Below are 18,902 nucleotides of genomic sequence, written 5' to 3'. Positions count from 1 at the left end.
GGGAAGAGCTTGCGCTCATGTTGTCACGCCGTACCCTCCTGACTGGATCGCTCGCCCTTGTCTTCACGCCGGCGACCGGAGCCCTGGCCCAGCAATTCGCCCAGAGCCAGGCCGAGTGGTCGCAGAACTACGAGGCGGTTTCCCGTACCCGTGTGCAGCGGACCTCGACCCCGATGGTTTCGGCCGAGTCCTTGGCCGCCACCGAGCAGATGATCGAGTACTACCGCAACATCGCCGCCCGCGGCGGCTGGCAGCCCGTTCAGGGCGTCCAGGGCCTGCGCGTGGGATCCCGGAGCCCGGCGGTCGTGGCCCTCCGCCAGCGCCTGATCATCACGGGCGATCTCGACCCGGCGGCGGGCGAATCGCCGATCTACGATTCTTACGTTGAGGCAGGTGTTCGCCGCTTCCAGGCGCGTCACGGCATCAGCTCTACCGGCACCGTGACGGCGCCGACCGTGGCGGCCATGAACGTGCCGGTCGAAGTGCGCATCCGCCAGCTCGAGATCAATCTGGGCCGCCTGCGCAGCCTCGTCGGCGGACTCACTAACAAGTACATCGTCGCCAACATCCCGGCCGCCCTCGTCGAGACGGTCGAGAGCGGCGTCGTGCATACCCGCCACGCCGCCGGCGTCGGCAAGATCGACCGTCAGTCGCCGCTTCTGAATTCCAAGGTGGTCGAGGTCAACTTCAACCCGTTCTGGACCGTGCCCGCTTCGATCATCAAGAAGGATCTGATCCCGAAGATGCAGAAGGAGCCCAACTACCTGACGGAGAACAAGATCCGCATCTTCAACGGCAACACGGAGATCGCGCCGTCGCAGGTCAACTGGTTCTCCGACGAGGCGACCCGCTACCGCTTCCGCCAGGATCCGGGCGGCGAGCTCAATTCCATGGGCTTCGTGCGCATCAACATTCCGAACCAGCACGGCGTCTACATGCACGATACGCCCTCCAAGGGCATCTTCGGCGACGATTTCCGCTTCGTGTCCTCGGGCTGCATCCGCATCCAGAACGTGCGCGACTATATCGAGTGGCTCCTGAAGGACACCCCCGGCTGGAGCCGCGAGCAGATCGACGCCACCTTCAAGTCCGGCGAGCGCATCGACGCGCGCCTGGCGCAGCCTGTGCCGATCCACTGGGTCTACATCACCGCCTGGGCGACGCCGGACGGCCTCGTGCAATTCCGCGACGACATCTACAACAAGGACGGCCTCGGCAGCGCCATCCCGGTTGCGAGCAGTACGCCGACCGAGCCCGACGCCGAGATGTTCCTGCAGAACTGAAGGCATCTTTTCCCGTACCTCTCGCGATCGCCGGCCTTGCGCCGGCGATTTGCTTTTGGACGGCAGCTTTCCAGGATTCCCTTATGTCATTCCGGGCTGTTGCATTCTCAAAGCTGGGTGGGCATGTCTCCAGGGTGCTTGGCGCGCTCGGGCGGCCCATGATAAAGGCCTGGACAATTCGGATCGAGCGCCCGGGTGAAGCCGGGCTGACAGGAAGGCGAGGGTCCCCATGAGCGCGAGTGAATCGGCACGTAGCCATCTCTCCAACAGCTTCTTCTCGGCGAGCCTCGCCGACAGCGATCCCGAGATCGCACGCGCCATCGAGCTGGAGCTTGGCCGCCAGCGCGATGAGATCGAGCTGATCGCCTCCGAGAACATCGTCTCCCGCGCCGTCCTGGAAGCCCAGGGCTCGGTGATGACCAACAAGTACGCGGAAGGATACCCGGGCCGCCGTTACTATGGCGGCTGCCAGTTCGTGGACATGGCCGAGGAGCTCGCCATCGAGCGCGCCAAGCGCCTGTTCGACTGCAAGTTCGCCAACGTCCAGCCCAATTCCGGCTCCCAGGCCAATCAGGCCGTGTTCATGGCCCTCATGAAGCCCGGCGACACCTTCATGGGCCTCGACCTCGCCTGCGGCGGCCACCTGACCCACGGCTCGCCGGTCAACATGTCCGGCAAATGGTTCAACGTGGTGAGCTACAAGGTCCGCGAGAGCGACCAGATCATCGACATGGACGAGGTCGCCCGCCTTGCCCGCGAGCACAAGCCGAAGGTGATCGTGGCCGGCGGTTCGGCCTATTCCCGCTTCTGGGACTTCGCCCGCTTCCGCGAGATCGCGGACGAGGTCGGCGCCTTCTTCATGGTGGATATCGCGCACTTTGCCGGTCTCGTGGCCGGCGGCGCCCATCCGTCGCCGTTCCCCCACGCCCACGTGGTGACCACGACGACCCACAAGACCCTGCGCGGCCCGCGCGGCGGCATGATCCTCACCAATGACGAGGACATCGCCAAGAAGGTCAACTCGGCCATCTTCCCCGGCCTCCAGGGCGGCCCGCTCATGCATGTCATCGCCGCCAAGGCCGTGGCTTTCGGCGAGGCCCTGCGCCCCGAGTTCAAGCTCTATGCCCGCTCGGTCGTCGAGAACGCCAAGGTCCTGGCCGATACCATGCTGGCGAACGGCTATGCCATCGTCGCGGGCGGCACGGACAATCACCTGATGCTGGTGGACCTGCGCCCAAAGAAGCTCACCGGCAAGGCTGCGGAAGCAGCCCTCGGACGCGCCCACATCACCTGCAACAAGAACGGCGTGCCCTTCGATCCCGAGAAGCCGATGGTCACCTCCGGCATCCGCCTCGGCACCCCCGCCGCCACCTCCCGCGGCTTCGGCGTAGCGGAGTTCAAGAAGGTGGGCGAGCTGATCGTCGAAACCCTGGACGGGCTTGCCAAGCACGGCGAGGAGGCCAATGCGGCCGTCGAGGAATCGGTCAAGCACCGCGTCCACGAGCTGACCCGCCGCTTCCCGATCTACGCGTGAGGTTTAGGCTGATCCATGCGTTGCCCTTATTGCGGGGGCCTGGACACCCAGGTGAAGGATTCCCGCCCTACGGACGATTCCTCGTCCATCCGACGCCGCCGCATCTGTCCGGATTGCGGCGGACGCTTCACGACTTTCGAGCGCGTCCAGCTGCGCGAGCTGACGGTCGTGAAGCGGTCCGGACGCCGGGTGCCCTTCGACCGTGACAAGCTCCAGCAATCGGTGGAAGTCGCCCTTAGGAAGCGGCCGGTGGAACCGGAGCGGGTCGAGCGTATGATCAACGGCATCGTGCGCCAGCTCGAGAGCATGGGCGACGGCGAGGTGCCGAGCGAGACCGTGGGCGAACTCGTCATGGAGGGGCTCAAGGGCCTCGACGACGTGGCCTATGTGCGCTTCGCCTCCGTCTACAAGAACTTCCGCGAGGCCAAGGACTTCGAGGAGATTCTTGGCAAGCTGGCCGAAGGCGAAGGCGTGGACGACCTGCCGCCTCCGCCCAAGAAGAAGCGCGCGTCGAGCGAGCAATGACGGACCCCGGCGCGTTGGGGCCACAGCCTGACCAAGCCCTTTTGGACGAGCGCTTCATGCGTCTGGCGATCGCGCTCGGCGAGCGCAATCTCGGCCTGACCTGGCCCAATCCGTCTGTCGGATGCGTGATCGTCGATCAGAGCGGCGATGCGCCCGTCATCGTCGCGCAAGGGGCGACCCAACCGGGCGGAAGGCCGCATGCGGAGCGCGTCGCCCTCGCAGCGGCGGGCGCGCGGGCGAAGGGGGCGACGCTTTACGTCTCCCTCGAACCCTGTTCCCATCACGGCAAGACCCCGCCCTGCGCCGACGCAGTGGTCGCGGCGGGCGTGGGGCGGGTCGTGTCCGCCCTGGAAGACCCGGATGACCGGGTCGCCGGTCTGGGGCACCGGATGCTGCGGGAGGCCGGGATCGCGGTGTCGGCCGGCTGCCTCGCCATCGAGGCCCGTCGCGCCCATCGCGGCCATATCACGCGCGTCACGAAGGGGAGGCCCGCCGTGACCGTGAAGCTCGCCCGCAGCACGGAGGGGTTCGCCGGATCGCGTAGCGGCCCGCGCCTGATGCTCACGGGCGAGATCGCCAACGGAAAAGTTCACCTCATGCGCGCCCATGCCGACGCCATCATGGTCGGCGTCGGGACCGTTCTGGCCGACGATCCGCTCCTGAATGTGCGTCTGCCGGGGCTCGAAGGCCGCTCGCCGGTCCGGATCGTCGTCGATTCCCGCCTGCGCACGCCTCAGGACGCCCGAATCGTGACCGGCGCGCGGGAGATTCCGACTTGGATCCTCACCACCGTGGAGGCTCCGGTCGAGGCCGAACGGGTGCTGACCGCGCAGGGCGTCGAGGTCCTGCGGGTTCCGGCGGATGCGGCTGGCCGCGTGGCCCTTCCCGAGGCCCTCCGGCTTCTCGGCACACGGGGCCTGACCCGGCTGTTCTGCGAGGGCGGGCCGGAGCTGGCGGATGCGCTGGCGAAGGACGACCTTGTCGACGAGCTCGTCCTGATCACCGGTCGGTCGGCGAGGGGGCAGGGCGACGTTGCGGCCCTTGGCCTTTCGCTGCAGGACCGCATGGACCAACTCGATCTCTGGGCCGAGGAACAGACCGGCCCCGATCTTTTCATGTTCTGGGAGAGGCCCTGATGTTTACGGGTATCGTCACCGATGTCGGTGAAGTGGCGGCGGTGGAGGGGACACAAGGCACCCTGAAGCGCCTGCGTATCCATTCTTCCTACGATCCCGCCACGATCGCGCTCGGCGCATCCATCGCCTGCGGCGGCCCGTGCCTGACGGTGGTGGCCGTCGGCCCGCGCGAGGGCGGGTGCTGGTTCGACGTGGATGCCGCCGCCGAGACCCTGGAGCGGACAACGGTCGGCGACTGGCAAACGGGCACCAGGGTGAACCTGGAACGCTCTCTCAAGATCGGCGACGAACTCGGCGGCCATATCGTGACCGGGCACGTGGACGGTGTTGCGACCATCGTCGCCAAGGAGGCGATCACCGCAGGCGACGATCCCTGGGGGCCGACGGCCCGCTTCACGATCAAGGCCCCGCGTGCGCTTGCCGCCTTCATTGCCGAGAAGGGCTCCGTCTGCCTCGACGGCACGTCGCTTACCGTGAATTCGGTCAACGACGACATGTTCTCCGTGCTCATCATCCCGCACACGCTCGCGGTGACCACCTGGGGCGAGCGGCAGGTGGGCGACAGGCTCAATCTGGAGGTCGATCTCATGGCCCGTTACGCGGCGCGGCTTGCGGATGCGCGCCGGGCGGAGTAGGGACTTCCAACTTTCCTTAACAGAGCCCTGATCCTGAGGAGGCCGATGGGCCGTCCCGACGGGCAGGGCGTCTCCAGCATGCACTGGATCCTCCTTCGCGATGCCGGTCTTCGGCTTCGCAAAGGGGGCCTGGTTCTTCTTGGAATTCAGAACGGTTTCTCATGGTCGCCCATTCAGCAGCTCCCCGCGCCGCCCGCCCGCCGGTTCCCGGCGCCCGCATCCTGGTCGTGGAGGCCCGCTTCTACGACGATATCGCCGACGAACTCCTGCGCGGCGCGCGGGGCGCCGTCGAGGCGGCCCAGGCCACCATGGACGTGCTGACCCTGGACGGGGCGCTCGAAATTCCGGCGACCATCGCCATCGCGCTCGATGCTGCCGAGAAAGCCGGCAGGCCCTATGACGCGGTCGTGGCCCTCGGCTGTGTGATCCGCGGCGAGACGGGGCATTACGACATCGTCGCCGGCGAGAGCGCCCGCGCCCTCATGGATCTGTCCGTGGCCCGCCGCATTCCGCTCGCCAACGGCATCCTCACCGTGGAGAACGAGCAGCAGGCCTGGACCCGCGCCAATGTCCGCGAATTGAACAAGGGTGGCGGAGCCGTCGAGGCGGCTCTCGCCGTCCTGCGCATCAAACGCCAGCTCGTGGAGGGTTGATCATGGCAAAGCCAGCAGAGCGTTCGGCCGCTCGCCTCGCTGCCGTTCAGGCCCTTTACCAGATGGACATCTCGGGCAAGACCGTCCTCGATGCCCTGGCCGAGTTCGAGGCCTTCTGGATCGGCCGCGAGGTCGAGGGCATCGAGTTCCAGCCCTCGGACAACAATTTCTTCCGCGACATCCTCTCCGGCGTCGTGAAGAACCAGCGTGAGATCGACGTGCGCATCGACAAGGCGCTCGCGTCCGACTGGCCCCTCAAGCGCGTCGAGGCGGTGCTGCGCGCCATCCTGCGGGCGGGCGGCTACGAGCTGATCTTCCGCAAGGACGTTCCGGCCCGCGTCGTCATCACCGAATACGTGGACGTGACCCACGGCTTCTACGGCGAGGACGAGCCGGGCCTCGTGAACGCCGTGCTCGACAAGGTCGCTCGCGAAGTGCGTCCCGGCGAGCTCGAGAAGAAAGCCGGCGGCCAGGACAAGCGGTAGAACCCATGCGGGCGAGGGCCGTCAGCCGATGAGCGCCAAGCAGCGTCCCAGCGAAGACAGCCTGATCGCCCGCTTCTTCGCCCCCATCGCAGGCGAAGCGGCCTTGGGCCTCAAGGACGATGCGGCCTGCCTGAGACCGAAGCCGGGCCACGATCTCGTTCTCACCACCGATGCGCTGGTGGAGCGCGTTCATTTTCTGCCCGAGGATGCGCCGGGCTCCATCGCCCGCAAGGCGCTTGGGGTGAATGTCTCGGATCTCGCCGCCAAGGGCTCGGAACCGGCGGGCTTCCTGCTGAGCCTCGCCCTCCCGGACGACTGGACCGAGGATTGGCTTGCCGCTTTCGCCGCCGGGCTGGGCCAGGCTTCCCGGGATTTCGCCTGCCCGCTGCTGGGGGGCGACACCGTCAGGGCGAGGGGGCCGCTGACCCTCTCCGTGACGGCCGTCGGGCAGGTCCCGTCCGGCCGGATGGTGCCGCGCACCACGGCTGGGGTGGGAGACGCCGTCTGCGTGACCGGAACCATCGGTGACGCGGCGCTCGGCCTGAAGCTCCGCGCGGACCCGCCATGGGCGGCTGCCCTGTCCTTGGAAGAGAGGGCTCATCTGGCCGACCGATACCTCCATCCTCAGCCCCGCCACCGCCTCGCCGCCGCGCTGCGGGACCATGCCAGCGCCGCCATGGACGTCTCCGACGGGCTGGCGGGGGACCTCGCCAAGATGATGCGGGCCAGCGGCACCTCCGCCGTCGTCGAGGCCGCGCAGGTGCCGCTCTCGTCCGCGGCGGCCAAGGCGGTGCAGGCCTCGCCGAGCCTTCTCGATCTGGCGCTGACCGGCGGGGACGATTACGAAATTCTCTGCACCGTGCCGGAAAAGAAACTCGACAGTTTCCGCAAAGAGGCCGATAGCGTCGGCATCGCCCTATCCGTCATTGGCCGAGTCGTCGCAGGACAGGACCTGCCGGTCTTTCGGATGAACGGTCTCGAAAGACGCTACGATGTCGGCTCCTACCAGCATTTCTGATCCTTCCTTCAAGCCGATGTCGAGCGATGCCGTCGCCAGGCACAATGCCGTGGTGCTCGCCGTCGCCATGGCCCTGGGCGGTTCGAGCCCCGCCATCGTCGTCTCCCTCGGCGGTCTCGTCGGGCAGGCTCTCGCCTCGAACAAGGAGCTGGCGACGCTCCCCGTGAGCCTGCTCAATCTCGGGCTGGCCCTGGGAACGATCCCGGCCGCCATGCTCATGCGCAAGGCGGGGCGGCGCATCGGTTACATCGTCGGCGCCGGGATCGGTCTGGCCGGAGGGTGCCTCGCCGCCTTCGGCATCGCCTCCTACAGCTTCGCGCTCTTCTGCCTCGGCACCCTGATCATCGGCAGTTACGGCTCCTTCAACCAGAGCTACCGCTTCGCCGCCACGGACGCCGCTTCCGACAGCTTCAAGCCGCGGGCCATATCCTGGGTCATGACCGGCGGCCTGATCGCGGGCGTCATCGGCCCCCAGACCGTGATCTGGACACGGGATGCCGTCCAGGCCGCTCCCTTCGCCGGGGCCTTTCTGGGGCAGGCCACCCTGGCTCTCCTGTCGATGGCCGTGGTGTCCTTCCTGCGGCCCGCGCCGGTCAGCGTGTCGTCCGCGACCCTGGGCGGCGGCAGGCCCCTGCTCGAGATCGTGCGCCAGCCCCGCTTCATCGTCGCCGCGGTCACGGGGCTCGTTTCCTACAGCCTCATGACCTTCATGATGACGGCCGCGCCCCTGGCGATGATCGGCTGCGGCCACCCTGTGGGGGCGGCGGCCCTCGGCATCCAATGGCATATCCTCGCCATGTTCGGCCCGAGCTTCTTTACAGGACGGCTGATCTCACGGTTCGGCAAGAAGCGGGTGACGGCCGCAGGCCTCATCCTGATCGCCGTCTCGGCCCTCATCGGCCTGTCCGGCACCGACATCGCCCATTTCTGGACGACCCTGATTCTCCTGGGACTCGGCTGGAACTTCGGCTTCATCGGGGCCACCGCCCTCGTGACCGACTGCTACCGTCCCGAAGAACGCGCCAAGGTCCAGGCGGCCAACGACTTCCTGATCTTCGGCTCGGTGGCCCTGGCTTCCTTCTCGTCCGGCAAGCTCCTCAATGCCGGGGGCTGGGAAACCGTGAACTGGATGGTCTTCCCGCCCGTCGTCGTCGCGCTGGCTCTTCTGGCGTGGCAGCGGAGAGCCAAGGCGATCGCACCCGCTTAAAGTATAAAGGTCTTCCTGTGGTTTCTTCCGGGGGGATTGTTGCGGACTGCCTAGTTTTTTGCCACCAAATATAAAGTTCGCTGGGGGTAGGGGCCGGTCAAGGCCAAATTCTAGGCCTTGTGGAGTGGCTTTCTGCTTTCCCATAACAAGGATGGCATGATGGCACTCACCCTAATTATCTTGGGCGGGCTTCTCTCGATTGCGTATGGCTTCTGGGCCATCGCCGACGTTATGAAGCGGGACGCCGGTTCTCAGCGTATGCAGGAAATCGCCGGGGCGATTGCCGAAGGCGCGAAGGCCTATCTCCGCAGGCAATACTTCACCATTTCGATCGTCGGCATCGTTCTCTTCGCCGTCATCGCCTACTTCCTCGGCATCCGGGTCGCCGTCGGCTTCGCCATCGGCGCTATCCTGTCGGGTGTTGCCGGCTTCATCGGCATGAACGTCTCCGTCCGCGCCAATGTGCGTACCGCGCAGGCGGCCACCCAGTCCCTGGGCGGCGGCCTGGACGTGGCCTTCAAGGCGGGGGCCGTCACCGGAATGCTCGTGGCGGGCCTCGCGCTCCTCGGCGTGGCGCTCTATTACGGCTACCTGACCCGCATCTCGGGGCTGAACGCCTCCGACCGCGTGGTGATCGACAGCCTCGTCGCCTTGGGCTTCGGGGCCTCGCTGATCTCCATCTTCGCCCGTCTCGGCGGCGGCATCTTCACGAAGGGCGCCGACGTGGGCGGCGACCTCGTGGGCAAGGTCGAGGCCGGGATCCCGGAGGACGATCCGCGCAATCCGGCCACCATCGCCGATAACGTCGGCGACAATGTCGGCGACTGCGCCGGCATGGCCGCGGACCTGTTCGAGACCTATGCGGTGACCGTGGTCGCTACCATGGTTCTCGCCGCGATCTTCTTCGCCGGACAAGCCGCGCTCGACACCATGATGATGTACCCGCTCGCCATCGGCGCTGCCTGCATCCTCACCTCGATCATCGGCACCTTCTTCGTGAAGCTCGGGCAGAACGAGTCCATCATGGGCGCGCTCTACAAGGGCCTGATCGCGACAGGTATCCTCTCGGCCGGCATGATCGGGGTCGTGACCTGGCAGATGATCGGCTTCGGTCCGGTTCCCGGTGCCGCGTTCACGGGTCAGGCTCTGTTCTGGTGCGCGCTCATCGGCCTCGCCGTCACGGCGCTGATCGTGGTCATCACCGAGTATTATACCGGCGTCGGCTTCCGCCCCGTGCGCTCCATCGCGCAGGCATCGGTCACGGGCCACGGCACGAACGTGATCCAGGGACTGGCCGTCTCGCTGGAATCCACGGCCCTGCCGACCATCGTGATCATCGCGGGGATCATCGTGGCCTTCAAGCTCGCGGGTCTCTTCGGCATCGCGATCGCGGTGACGGCGATGCTGGCGCTGGCCGGGATGATCGTGGCCCTCGACGCCTTCGGCCCGGTGACGGACAACGCCGGAGGCATTGCCGAGATGGCGGGCCTTCCCAAGGAAGTCCGCAAGTCGACGGACGCCCTCGACGCGGTGGGCAACACCACGAAGGCAGTGACCAAGGGATACGCCATCGGCTCCGCCGGCTTGGGCGCCCTCGTGCTCTTCGCGGCCTATACGTCGGACCTCAACTACTTCACCCAGAACGCCGCCCAGTATCCCTACTTCCAGGGCGTGGCGCCGAACTTCTCCCTCACCAACCCCTATGTGGTGGTGGGGCTCCTGTTCGGCGGCCTCATCCCCTTCCTGTTCAGCGGGATCGCCATGACGGCGGTGGGCCGGGCTGCGGGCGCGGTGGTGGAGGAAGTGCGCCGCCAGTTCCGCGAGAAGCCGGGCATCATGGCAGGCACCGACCGGCCCGATTACGGCCGGGCCGTGGACATGCTGACCCGTGCTGCGATCAAGGAAATGATCGTGCCTTCGCTGCTGCCGGTGCTGGCCCCGATCGTCACCTACTTCGTTGTCTACTGGGTGGCGGGCAAGTCCGAGGCGTTCTCGGCCGTGGGTGCGATGCTCCTCGGCGTGATCGTCACGGGCCTGTTCGTGGCCATCTCGATGACCTCGGGCGGCGGCGCCTGGGACAACGCGAAGAAGTCCTTCGAGGACGGCTTCACGGATGCCTCCGGCACCACCCACCACAAGGGCTCGGAAGCCCACAAGGCGTCCGTCACCGGCGACACCGTCGGCGACCCCTACAAGGACACGGCTGGCCCTGCCGTGAACCCGGCGATCAAGATCACCAACATCATCGCCTTGCTTCTCCTCGCCATCCTGGCGCATTCGTAAGGGCGCTTGTAGCTCAAGAAAGAAAACCCGCGGCATTCGCCGCGGGTTTTTCGTTGCTCATCCAAGAAAAATGGCCGGGAAGCCCGGCCATTGGGAGATCGTTTTGAGGGGTCCGATCAGCCGAAGGGATTGAAGCTCGTCACGCCGCGGAAGAGCTGTCCAAGGAAGCTGGCTTCCTCGCCGCCGGCAGGGGTGGTCCGGCTGATGAAGTCGAAGACCTTGCCGTCCTGCAGGCCGTAGAGGGCAATGCGCTCGACGCGGAGGTTGCTGTCGAAATAGACGGCCGTGATCTGCTGATCGACCACCTGCTCGCCCATGAACTGGAGGGTCCGGCGTGATTTCTGGCTGATATAGTACCAGTTGCGGTTGCCCACCGTGGACACCGTCGAGGGCGTGCCGAGCGTCTGAAGCACCTGCTCGGCGCTCATGCCCTTCTTGACCTGTGCGATGGCGCGCTCATCCGTGAGATAGCCGCGGTGGAATTCCTCGCCGACCGTGCAGGCGGCCACGGACGAAGCGAGAAAGGTTGCGGTAGCCAGACGCACCCAGAGAGTATGATATCGACGCATCGTACGGTTCTTCCAGAAAGCGGCGCGGACGAGCTTGCGCCTAGAGACCGTGATGGCGTAACCCGAGGTTACGATTTTGACAAGCTTGGAAGGGCAAGGCAGTGATCTTCAGTCTCTTCCGCAAGGATCCACGACGCACGACGATCGCGGCTCTCTACGCGAGAATCGCGACGGCTTCGCGCGTTCCCGGGCTCTATGCGGCGCTTCATATCCCCGATACCGTCGAAGGGCGTTTCGAAGCCCTGTCCTTGCACATGATCTTGGCTCTGAGGGAATTGCGGACGCTGCCCGCGCCCGCCGAGGAGGTGGCCAAGGACCTGACCGATGCCTTCTTCCGCGACATGGACGCTTCGTTGCGGGAGATGGGCGTCGGCGACACTGTGGTGCCGAAGCGCATGAAAAAGATCGCCGAGTCCTTCTATGGCCGGGCTCAGGCCTATGACGGTCCGCTCGACACGGGCGATGAGGCGGCCCTTGCCGCCGCCCTCGGCCGCAACGTCTATGGCAGCGAGGCACCGGCCATTGGCCTTGCGCGTTATGCCCTTGCAGCCGATCGGGGGCTCAAGACGCTGGATCTCGATACGCTTCTGGGGACGGGACCCGTTTTTCCGCAGCCCGAAGCCTTTGCCTGAGGAGGATATCCGATGACACCCGATACCGTGGGCCCCTTGTCGCGGCTGGTCGACGTCATGAGAATCCCTCCCCGGGGCCAGGACGTCCGGGTTGAAGCGACGGCCGAGGAATGCGCGGCGCTCGCCCGGGATTTCGGCCTGCCAGGGATCCAATCGCTGACGGGCGATTACCATCTGAAGACTTCCGCCAAGGGCATCCAAGTGACCGGCACGGTCAAGGCCGCGATCACACAGGTCTGCGTCATGACCCTGGATTCCTTCGATTCCACCCTCGAGGAAGAGGTCGAGGTGGACTTCGCCGAGCCGTCCGGCATGCCGGCGGAGCCGCCGACCGATATCAACGAGTACGAGCCGCCGGACGAGATCGTGAACGGCCAGATCGACCTCGGAGCCTTGACTGCCGAGTTCCTGGCTCTCGGGCTCGATCCGTATCCCCGCAAGCCGGGGGTGGATTTCAGCTTCCAGGACGCTTCGGACGGGAAGGATTCCCCCTTCGCGGCCTTGAGCAAGCTGAAGGAGAGCAAGTAGAAAGGGGAGCGGACGGCGCCTCCCAGGCCCATATTCAAGCCCCGGTTCGCCGTCTCATCGTTTACAGAATTCAGTTGCGGACCCATTGCAAACCGGTATTTTCCGCCCCCTGTTGAATGACTTAAAAGAAAGAACAATCGTTCATGCCGAAGCCGGTGCGTATTTCGCTTGATGCGATGGGGGGCGATCATGGACCCTCCGTCGTGATCCCGGGCGCAGCCTTGGCCTTGGAGCGCCATCCCGACATTCGCTTCCTGATGTTCGGCAACGAATCGGTTGTGATGCCTCTCCTCAACGCTCATCCCAGGCTGAAGGAGGCGGTCGAACTCCGTCACACCGACATGGCGATCGCCATGGACGAGAAGCCCAGCCAGGCCATCCGGATGGGCCGGGGCAAGTCATCCATGTGGCGTGCCGTGCAGGCCGTTCGGGACGGGGAGGCGGATGCGGCGGTCTCGGCCGGCAATACGGGGGCTCTGATGGCCACGGCGAAGGTCTGCCTCAAGACCATGGCCCATATCGAGCGTCCCGCCATCGCCGCCATGTGGCCCACCATGCGGGGCGAGAGCATCGTGCTGGACGTCGGTGCGACCATCGGCGCCGATGCCGGACACCTCGTCGACATGGCCATCATGGGCGCGGCCATGGCGCGCATCGTGTTCGACCTGGAGCGGCCGACGGTCGGCCTGCTCAATGTCGGAACGGAGGAGATCAAGGGGATCGAGGCGGTCAAGGAGGCCAGCCGGATTCTCAAGGAGGCCAAGCTGCCTCACCTGGATTATCGCGGCTTCGTCGAAGGGGACGATATCGGCAAAGGCACCGTCGATGTGGTCGTGACCGAGGGCTTCGCAGGCAATATCGCCTTGAAGACCGCCGAGGGCACCGCCAAGCAGATCGGGCAGTATCTGCGTTCCGCCATGAGCCGGACCCTGATGGCGAAGATCGGTTACCTGTTCGCGAAACAGGCTTTTAACGCCCTCAGGGACAAGATGGACCCGCGCAAGGTGAATGGCGGCGTCTTCCTGGGCCTTGAGGGGGTCGTCGTGAAAAGCCATGGCGGAACCGACGATCTCGGCTTCGCCAGCGCGATCGATGTCGCCTACGACATGGCCCATTTTGAGCTGATGAACACCATTCGGAGCATGCTGGAGCATGATCCGCTCGACCAGACAGTCTAGAGCATGAGAGTGCTCCCAACATATCGATAATAGCGTGGTTTCCGGGTGGGATCGCCCAACCGGATCGTGCTGTAGGAAGGCGCATCTTGAAACGCATCCGTTCCATCGTCCGCGGCATCGGCTCCTATCTGCCAAGGCGCAGGCTGACGAACCAGGAGCTCGAGAAGCTGGTGGACACCTCGCACGACTGGATCGTGCAGCGCACCGGCATCGAGCAGCGCTACATCGCCGACGAGGATGAGACCACGTCGGTTCTCGGCATCAAGGCGGCCGAGGCTGCCCTGGCCGATGCCGGCCTGACGGCCGACGATATCGACCTCATCATCTGCGCGACCTCGACGCCGGACTATACCTTCCCGTCGACGGCGACGATGATCCAGAGCGGGCTCGGGATGACCCATGGGGCGGCCTTCGACCTGCAGGCCGTCTGCACGGGCTTCGTCTATGCCGTGGCCACGGCGGACAAGTTCCTGCAATCCGGCTCGCACAAGCGAGCCCTGGTTGTCGGGGCCGAGACCTTCTCGCGAATTCTCGACTGGAACGACCGAACCACCTGCGTGCTTTTCGGAGACGGGGCCGGCGCCATCGTGCTGGAGGCCCAGGAGGGTGAGGGGACGTCCGCCGACCGCGGCGTCCTGACGTCGCACCTCCGTTCCGACGGGCGCTACCGGGACAAGCTGTATGTGGACGGCGGCCCGGGTTCCACGAAGACCACGGGCGTCCTGAAAATGGAGGGGCGCGAGGTCTTCAAGTTCGCCGTCGGCATGGTGGCGGACGTGGTCCAGGACGCCTTCAAGGCCACCGGCACGAGCCCGGAGGAACTGAACTGGTTCGTCCCGCATCAGGCCAACAAGCGCATCATCACGGCGAGCGCCGACAAGCTCGGCATTGCGCAGGACAAGGTCGTCATCACCGTCAACCGGCACGGGAATACCTCGGCGGCCTCCATTCCGCTGGCGCTCGACGTCGCCCGCAAGGACGGCCGGATCAAGGACGGAGACCTCGTCATGATCGAGGCTATCGGCGGCGGCTTCACCTGGGGAAGCGCCTTGATCCGCTGGTAGGTTTTAGGGCAATTGAACTTTGGGGCGTTTTGGGCGAACCGAACCGGTTCGCCGCTAAAAACTGCGGCATGCCAAAGACATGGGTCGATTCGCCGCCGCGGGAATCGACTCCAGTGGTAACAGGTGGCACCTTGGCGGTTGACCGTAGGGAGCCATCTGCATAGCGTCGTCACGGACGATACAACCAACGATCTCGAATGCGCTGGGGAGCTCAATGGCTGGCAAGACGATAACGAGAGCGGATCTGAGCGAGGCGGTTTACCAGAAGGTCGGCCTGTCCAGGACCGAATCGGCCGAGCTCGTGGAGCGGGTCCTGGCCGAGATCTGCGACAGTCTGGCCGCCGGTGAGACCGTGAAGCTGTCCTCCTTCGGCTCGTTCATCGTGCGCAGCAAGGGCGAGCGCATCGGACGCAACCCCAAGACCGGGGTCGAGGTGCCCATCGACCCGCGCCGGGTCATGGTTTTCAAACCCTCGAACGTCCTGAAGGCCCATATCAACGGCGAGACCTTCGAAGGCGAGGATTGAGCCGGTTATGGCGAGCGGCGCCATGGACAAGAGCCCCGACGCGTTTCGCACCATCAGCGAGGTCGCCGAGGACCTCGATGTTCCGCAGCATGTGCTGCGTTTCTGGGAAACCCGCTTCAACCATATCAAGCCGCTCAAGCGCGGCGGCGGACGCCGCTATTATCGGCCCGACGACGTCGACCTCCTCAAGGGCATCCGCCATCTGCTCTACGGGGAAGGCTACACGATCAGGGGCGTCCAGCGGATCCTGAAAGAGGAAGGGGTTCGCTTCGTCCAAGCGGTGGGGCGGGGCGAGCAGAGCGTTGCGCCCCAGCGATCTGCCGATCGCGAGGCTCCAGGCGAGGTCGAGACCGAAGCGACCTATGCTCCCGCCTTTGCCGAGGATGACGACACCGACATCGCGCCCCTTCAAGGGGGGCTGTCGGAAGCGGCGCTCCACAGCCTGCGGCAGGCGCTCGAAGAGCTTCGTGAGTGTGACCGGGTGCTGGTCTCTCTCAGGAGTCCGGTAGAGACGCCACCGGGCGATTGATCCCCTCGGAGCGCGCGGTCTCCCGGGCGCGGAGTTCCCGAACGGGTCGGGTCGCTCAGGTTTCTTGCAGGCACTCGAAAATGAGCGCACTGAACCCTTGACAGGGGGAAGGGGCGCCCTTAAACCGCACCCACACCGCTTCGGCGGTCACATGCGCGGGCGTAGCTCAGTCGGTTAGAGTGCCGGCCTGTCACGCCGGAGGTCGCGGGTTCGAGCCCCGTCGCCCGCGCCACTTCACAGAAGCTTCAAAGCTCTGACCTTCTCACGAAAATCGAAATTCGACACTGAAGTCCGAGACGCTGGGATGCCGCCTGCTCATTCCCGTCCCGCGACCGGTATCGGGGCGAGATCCCGTCGGTAGAGCATTTTCGGCGAAGTGGATCCGGTTCGTCGTTCAGAAGTGCGGCATGGCAAGGACAAGAGCCGGTTCCACGTCAGTGGAACCGGCTCTGGAAAGCGCTCAGTCGCGCACGAAGCGCCACGACAGGGTGCCGCTCATAGGCGCGACGGTCTGCCCGGAATTGTGAGACACGCTGCCGGCCTTCTCAAGGGTGGCCTGCCCGCTCCAGGCATTCGCCTTCGGATCGATCTTCTGGTCCAGCACCTCGATCTTGGGCCTGCCTTCCAGAAACGTCACCGATTTGACGGGGGCGAAGTTCGCGCCGGTCATTTGAACCGGGACCGGGAGACCGAAGCCCTGCAGACGCAGGCTCAGCAGGCCGGTCTGCCTGTCCACGGACATCTCTACCTCGCATGCCTTATCCATTATGGCCCGGTCCTGGCTGGGAAGGTCGAGGCGGCCCTTGCGCCTGAAGCTGTATGGCTTGGCAGGGGCGGGCGGGTCGATGATCACGCCGTCTCCCGTATCCTCCGCGAGAAGCGTGCCTTTCGCACATGCGTCATTCCGTGCGGAGAGCCAGTTCTCGAAGCGGGTATCGTCCTGTTTCATCCCGCCCATGGCTTGTGGGTTGGCCATCATCTTCTGTCCGATGGCCATCATGGTCTGCCGCTGGCAGGCTTCGTCGCCTTTGCAAACCTTGAGAGCCTCGCCGATGGCCGCCATTCCTGCCGGCATGGGCGCGTTCTCCTTGTCGATCCCGCCGACCTTGACGAAAGGAACCGTTGCCTTGGTCGGGACGACCATGGCGAATTCCAGCTCAAGCTTGCGGGACGCGACGAGGCGATACCACTCGACCTTGTTCGGGAGATCCTTACGCCCACTGCCCTGCAGTTCGATCGTCAGGGTCAGGCGGCCTTTGGGAGCGTTGGGGTAAAGGTCGGGGCTCGATTCCTGGGCCGAAGCCCCCATGGAGGCAAGGAGGGCGAGACCGAAGCTGGCGGCGGAAAAGGAAGACTGTCTCATGGGGTTCCGTTAAGTAAAGAAGAGACAGTATATAACCTTTCTTCTCAGGGTGGGCTATCCCCCCGAACGTAATCGATGAAGCCGGACACCCTGCGCCCCGATGACTTTTCCATGACGGCGGGCCTTTGAGCGAACTTCCCTGACCAAGGGCCGAATGAAGCCTTTTTTGCGAGCTGGGCGTTATCTGCAGGTGTGCGAGGTTGCATCGTCATGTTGATATCGAAGGTTTTTACGAGCTTTTCCAATTGGGTAGCCCAGGTCACGGGCCGTCCCGTCACCTTCGGGCTGTGCCTGGCGGTGATCCTTGTCTGGGCTCTCAGCGGTCCGTTCTTCGGGTTTTCCGATACCTGGCAGCTCGTCGTGAATACCGGGACCACCATCGTGACCTTCCTCATGGTCTTCCTGATCCAGAACACCCAGAATCGGGACGGGGCGGCGATCCAGGCCAAGCTGGACGAGCTGATCCGGGCCAGCGCCGCCCAGAACGTCTTCATCGGTATCGAACATTTGACCCAGGAGGAGCTCGACGAGATTCGCGCCCGATGCGAGGCCAAGGCCAAAGCGGAGACGGCGGCGGGCAGGGCGGAGGCCGCTGCCAATAAAAAGGCGGCCGTCGCGGCCGAAAAGGCCACATCCTAGTTTGGAATGGTTCTTTTTGCGGCAGTGCAAACACTTGTCAGGGAAGGGGAACTCGGCTAAGCCTCCCGCGCAATCAGCGTGTTGTCGCAGGGGCCTTTCTCAGGCCTTTCTGAGGCTTAAATGCGGTTCAGATTGCCGGCTTCGAGCCGAGCTCAGTTCCTTCTAGGTGTCGTATGACGAATCTCCTCGCCGACTACCTGCCTCTCGTAATCTTCATCGGCGTGTCCCTCCTGATCGGAGTGGCGCTGCTCGTGGCGCCGTTCATCGTCGCCTACAGCCGTCCGGACAGCGAGAAGCTGTCCGCCTATGAGTGCGGCTTCAACGCTTTCGACGACGCCCGCATGAAGTTCGACGTGCGGTTCTATCTCGTCGCCATTCTGTTCATCATCTTCGACCTCGAGGTCGCGTTCCTGTTTCCCTGGGCCATTACGTTCGGGAATCTTGGCTGGTTCGGCTTCTTCTCCATGATGATCTTCCTTGGAGTCCTGACGGTCGGCTTCATCTACGAGTGGAAGAAGGGGGCCCTCGAATGGGATTGATCTCCGATAACCAATCGACCCTGGTCGCTCCCGCGCCCCGCGGCATCATCGACCCGAACACCGGAAAGCCGGTCGGCGCGACGGACCCCTATTTCGTCTCCATCAACGAGGAGTTGTCCGACAAGGGATTCCTCGTCACCTCCACCGAGGACCTCATCACCTGGGCGCGCACCGGCTCGCTCATGTGGATGACCTTCGGTCTGGCCTGCTGCGCCGTCGAGATGATGCAGATGTCCATGCCGCGCTACGACGTGGAGCGCTTCGGGTTCGCGCCCCGCGCCTCGCCGCGCCAGTCGGATGTCATGATCGTGGCCGGCACGCTGACCAACAAGATGGCTCCCGCCCTGCGCAAGGTCTACGACCAGATGCCGGAGCCGCGCTACGTCATCTCCATGGGCTCCTGTGCCAATGGCGGGGGCTATTACCACTATTCCTATTCCGTGGTTCGTGGCTGCGACCGCATCGTGCCGGTCGATATCTACGTTCCGGGTTGTCCGCCCACGGCTGAGGCACTCCTCTACGGCGTGCTCCTTCTGCAGAAGAAGATCCGCCGCACCGGTACTATCGAGCGCTGAG

At 65.0% G+C, this 18,902-nt stretch carries 21 protein-coding genes and 1 tRNA gene; 20 read left to right on the top strand and 2 right to left on the bottom strand.

What is annotated here, in order from left to right:
- Nucleotides 1-17 precede the first annotated feature (17 nt).
- The 10 genes from L879_RS0113655 (at nt 18) to L879_RS0113610 (ending at nt 10,759) form a co-directional block, all read left to right on the top strand.
- Nucleotides 18-1,283: a L,D-transpeptidase family protein gene (locus L879_RS0113655; RefSeq protein ID WP_027316599.1), complete on the top strand. Its 1,266-nt coding sequence runs from the start codon at nt 18-20 to the stop codon at nt 1,281-1,283.
- Between the two features lie 229 nt (nt 1,284-1,512).
- Nucleotides 1,513-2,817, top strand: a complete 1,305-nt coding sequence (gene glyA, locus L879_RS0113650; protein WP_027316598.1) for a serine hydroxymethyltransferase — start codon at nt 1,513-1,515, stop codon at nt 2,815-2,817.
- Between the two features lie 15 nt (nt 2,818-2,832).
- Nucleotides 2,833-3,342, top strand: a complete 510-nt coding sequence (gene nrdR, locus L879_RS0113645; protein ID WP_027316597.1) for a transcriptional regulator NrdR — start codon at nt 2,833-2,835, stop codon at nt 3,340-3,342.
- A gap of 56 nt (nt 3,343-3,398) precedes the next feature.
- Nucleotides 3,399-4,478: a bifunctional diaminohydroxyphosphoribosylaminopyrimidine deaminase/5-amino-6-(5-phosphoribosylamino)uracil reductase RibD gene (gene ribD / locus L879_RS0113640; RefSeq protein ID WP_154664210.1), complete on the top strand. Its 1,080-nt coding sequence runs from the start codon at nt 3,399-3,401 to the stop codon at nt 4,476-4,478.
- Nucleotides 4,478-5,113, top strand: a complete 636-nt coding sequence (locus L879_RS0113635) for a riboflavin synthase (protein ID WP_027316595.1) — start codon at nt 4,478-4,480, stop codon at nt 5,111-5,113. The genes ribD and L879_RS0113635 overlap by 1 nt, the downstream gene beginning before the upstream one ends.
- A 161-nt stretch (nt 5,114-5,274) precedes the next feature.
- The gene (gene ribH, locus L879_RS0113630; RefSeq protein WP_027316594.1) at nt 5,275-5,766 is read left to right on the top strand and encodes a 6,7-dimethyl-8-ribityllumazine synthase; all 492 of its coding nucleotides are present in this window, start codon (nt 5,275-5,277) and stop codon (nt 5,764-5,766) included.
- 2 nt (nt 5,767-5,768) lie between these two features.
- Nucleotides 5,769-6,251, top strand: a complete 483-nt coding sequence (gene nusB / locus L879_RS0113625; protein ID WP_027316593.1) for a transcription antitermination factor NusB — start codon at nt 5,769-5,771, stop codon at nt 6,249-6,251.
- A 28-nt stretch (nt 6,252-6,279) separates the two neighbouring features.
- The gene (thiL, locus tag L879_RS0113620; RefSeq protein ID WP_027316592.1) at nt 6,280-7,269 is read left to right on the top strand and encodes a thiamine-phosphate kinase; all 990 of its coding nucleotides are present in this window, start codon (nt 6,280-6,282) and stop codon (nt 7,267-7,269) included.
- Nucleotides 7,244-8,476: an MFS transporter gene (locus tag L879_RS0113615; RefSeq protein ID WP_084021016.1), complete on the top strand. Its 1,233-nt coding sequence runs from the start codon at nt 7,244-7,246 to the stop codon at nt 8,474-8,476. Before thiL ends, L879_RS0113615 begins: the two co-directional genes overlap by 26 nt.
- A gap of 156 nt (nt 8,477-8,632) precedes the next feature.
- A complete protein-coding gene (locus L879_RS0113610; protein ID WP_027316590.1) occupies nt 8,633-10,759 on the top strand; it encodes a sodium-translocating pyrophosphatase in 2,127 nt (708 codons plus the stop codon).
- 116 nt (nt 10,760-10,875) lie between these two features.
- Here L879_RS0113610 and L879_RS0113605 read toward each other — a convergent pair whose 3' ends face one another.
- The gene (locus L879_RS0113605) at nt 10,876-11,328 is read right to left on the bottom strand and encodes an outer membrane protein assembly factor BamE (protein WP_035459624.1); all 453 of its coding nucleotides are present in this window, start codon (nt 11,326-11,328) and stop codon (nt 10,876-10,878) included.
- Between the two features lie 101 nt (nt 11,329-11,429).
- On the opposite strand from L879_RS0113605, the gene L879_RS0113600 reads away from it, so the two are divergent.
- From L879_RS0113600 to L879_RS0113570, 7 genes are all read left to right on the top strand, one after another.
- Nucleotides 11,430-11,960 (top strand): ubiquinol-cytochrome C chaperone family protein, encoded by a 531-nt coding sequence (locus tag L879_RS0113600; protein ID WP_027316588.1) that lies wholly within the window; start codon nt 11,430-11,432, stop codon nt 11,958-11,960.
- 12 nt (nt 11,961-11,972) lie between these two features.
- The gene (locus L879_RS0113595; protein WP_027316587.1) at nt 11,973-12,488 is read left to right on the top strand and encodes a YceD family protein; all 516 of its coding nucleotides are present in this window, start codon (nt 11,973-11,975) and stop codon (nt 12,486-12,488) included.
- Nucleotides 12,489-12,631: 143 nt separating this feature from the next.
- The gene (gene plsX, locus L879_RS0113590) at nt 12,632-13,666 is read left to right on the top strand and encodes a phosphate acyltransferase PlsX (RefSeq protein WP_027316586.1); all 1,035 of its coding nucleotides are present in this window, start codon (nt 12,632-12,634) and stop codon (nt 13,664-13,666) included.
- Nucleotides 13,667-13,752: 86 nt separating this feature from the next.
- The gene (locus L879_RS0113585) at nt 13,753-14,730 is read left to right on the top strand and encodes a beta-ketoacyl-ACP synthase III (protein ID WP_027316585.1); all 978 of its coding nucleotides are present in this window, start codon (nt 13,753-13,755) and stop codon (nt 14,728-14,730) included.
- Between the two features lie 214 nt (nt 14,731-14,944).
- Nucleotides 14,945-15,256 (top strand): integration host factor subunit alpha, encoded by a 312-nt coding sequence (locus tag L879_RS0113580; RefSeq protein ID WP_027316584.1) that lies wholly within the window; start codon nt 14,945-14,947, stop codon nt 15,254-15,256.
- 22 nt (nt 15,257-15,278) lie between these two features.
- Entirely contained in the window at nt 15,279-15,785 is a 507-nt protein-coding gene (locus L879_RS0113575; protein WP_027316583.1) for a MerR family transcriptional regulator, read from the top strand.
- A 155-nt stretch (nt 15,786-15,940) separates the two neighbouring features.
- Nucleotides 15,941-16,017 (top strand) — tRNA-Asp (locus L879_RS0113570).
- 228 nt (nt 16,018-16,245) lie between these two features.
- On the opposite strand, the gene L879_RS0113565 is transcribed toward L879_RS0113570, so the two are convergent.
- Nucleotides 16,246-17,148 carry a hypothetical protein gene (locus L879_RS0113565; protein WP_027316582.1) on the bottom strand — a complete coding sequence of 301 codons (903 nt, stop codon included), beginning with the start codon at nt 17,146-17,148 and terminating at the stop codon, nt 16,246-16,248.
- Nucleotides 17,149-17,358: 210 nt separating this feature from the next.
- On the opposite strand from L879_RS0113565, the gene L879_RS0113560 reads away from it, so the two are divergent.
- The 3 genes from L879_RS0113560 (at nt 17,359) to L879_RS0113550 (ending at nt 18,901) form a co-directional block, all read left to right on the top strand.
- Complete coding sequence (locus L879_RS0113560) at nt 17,359-17,787, top strand: low affinity iron permease family protein (RefSeq protein ID WP_027316581.1); 429 nt, start codon at nt 17,359-17,361, stop codon at nt 17,785-17,787.
- A 173-nt stretch (nt 17,788-17,960) separates the two neighbouring features.
- Nucleotides 17,961-18,326 carry an NADH-quinone oxidoreductase subunit A gene (locus L879_RS0113555; protein WP_027316580.1) on the top strand — a complete coding sequence of 122 codons (366 nt, stop codon included), beginning with the start codon at nt 17,961-17,963 and terminating at the stop codon, nt 18,324-18,326.
- Complete coding sequence (locus tag L879_RS0113550) at nt 18,317-18,901, top strand: NuoB/complex I 20 kDa subunit family protein (RefSeq protein ID WP_027316579.1); 585 nt, start codon at nt 18,317-18,319, stop codon at nt 18,899-18,901. Before L879_RS0113555 ends, L879_RS0113550 begins: the two co-directional genes overlap by 10 nt.
- Nucleotide 18,902 lies beyond the last annotated feature (1 nt).

It is taken from the genome of Microvirga flocculans ATCC BAA-817 (genome assembly GCF_000518665.1).
GTDB classification, from domain to species: domain Bacteria; phylum Pseudomonadota; class Alphaproteobacteria; order Rhizobiales; family Beijerinckiaceae; genus Microvirga; species Microvirga flocculans.
The sequence above is the reverse complement of the archived record's forward strand: the minus strand, read 5'-3'. Positions and strand labels throughout refer to the sequence as shown.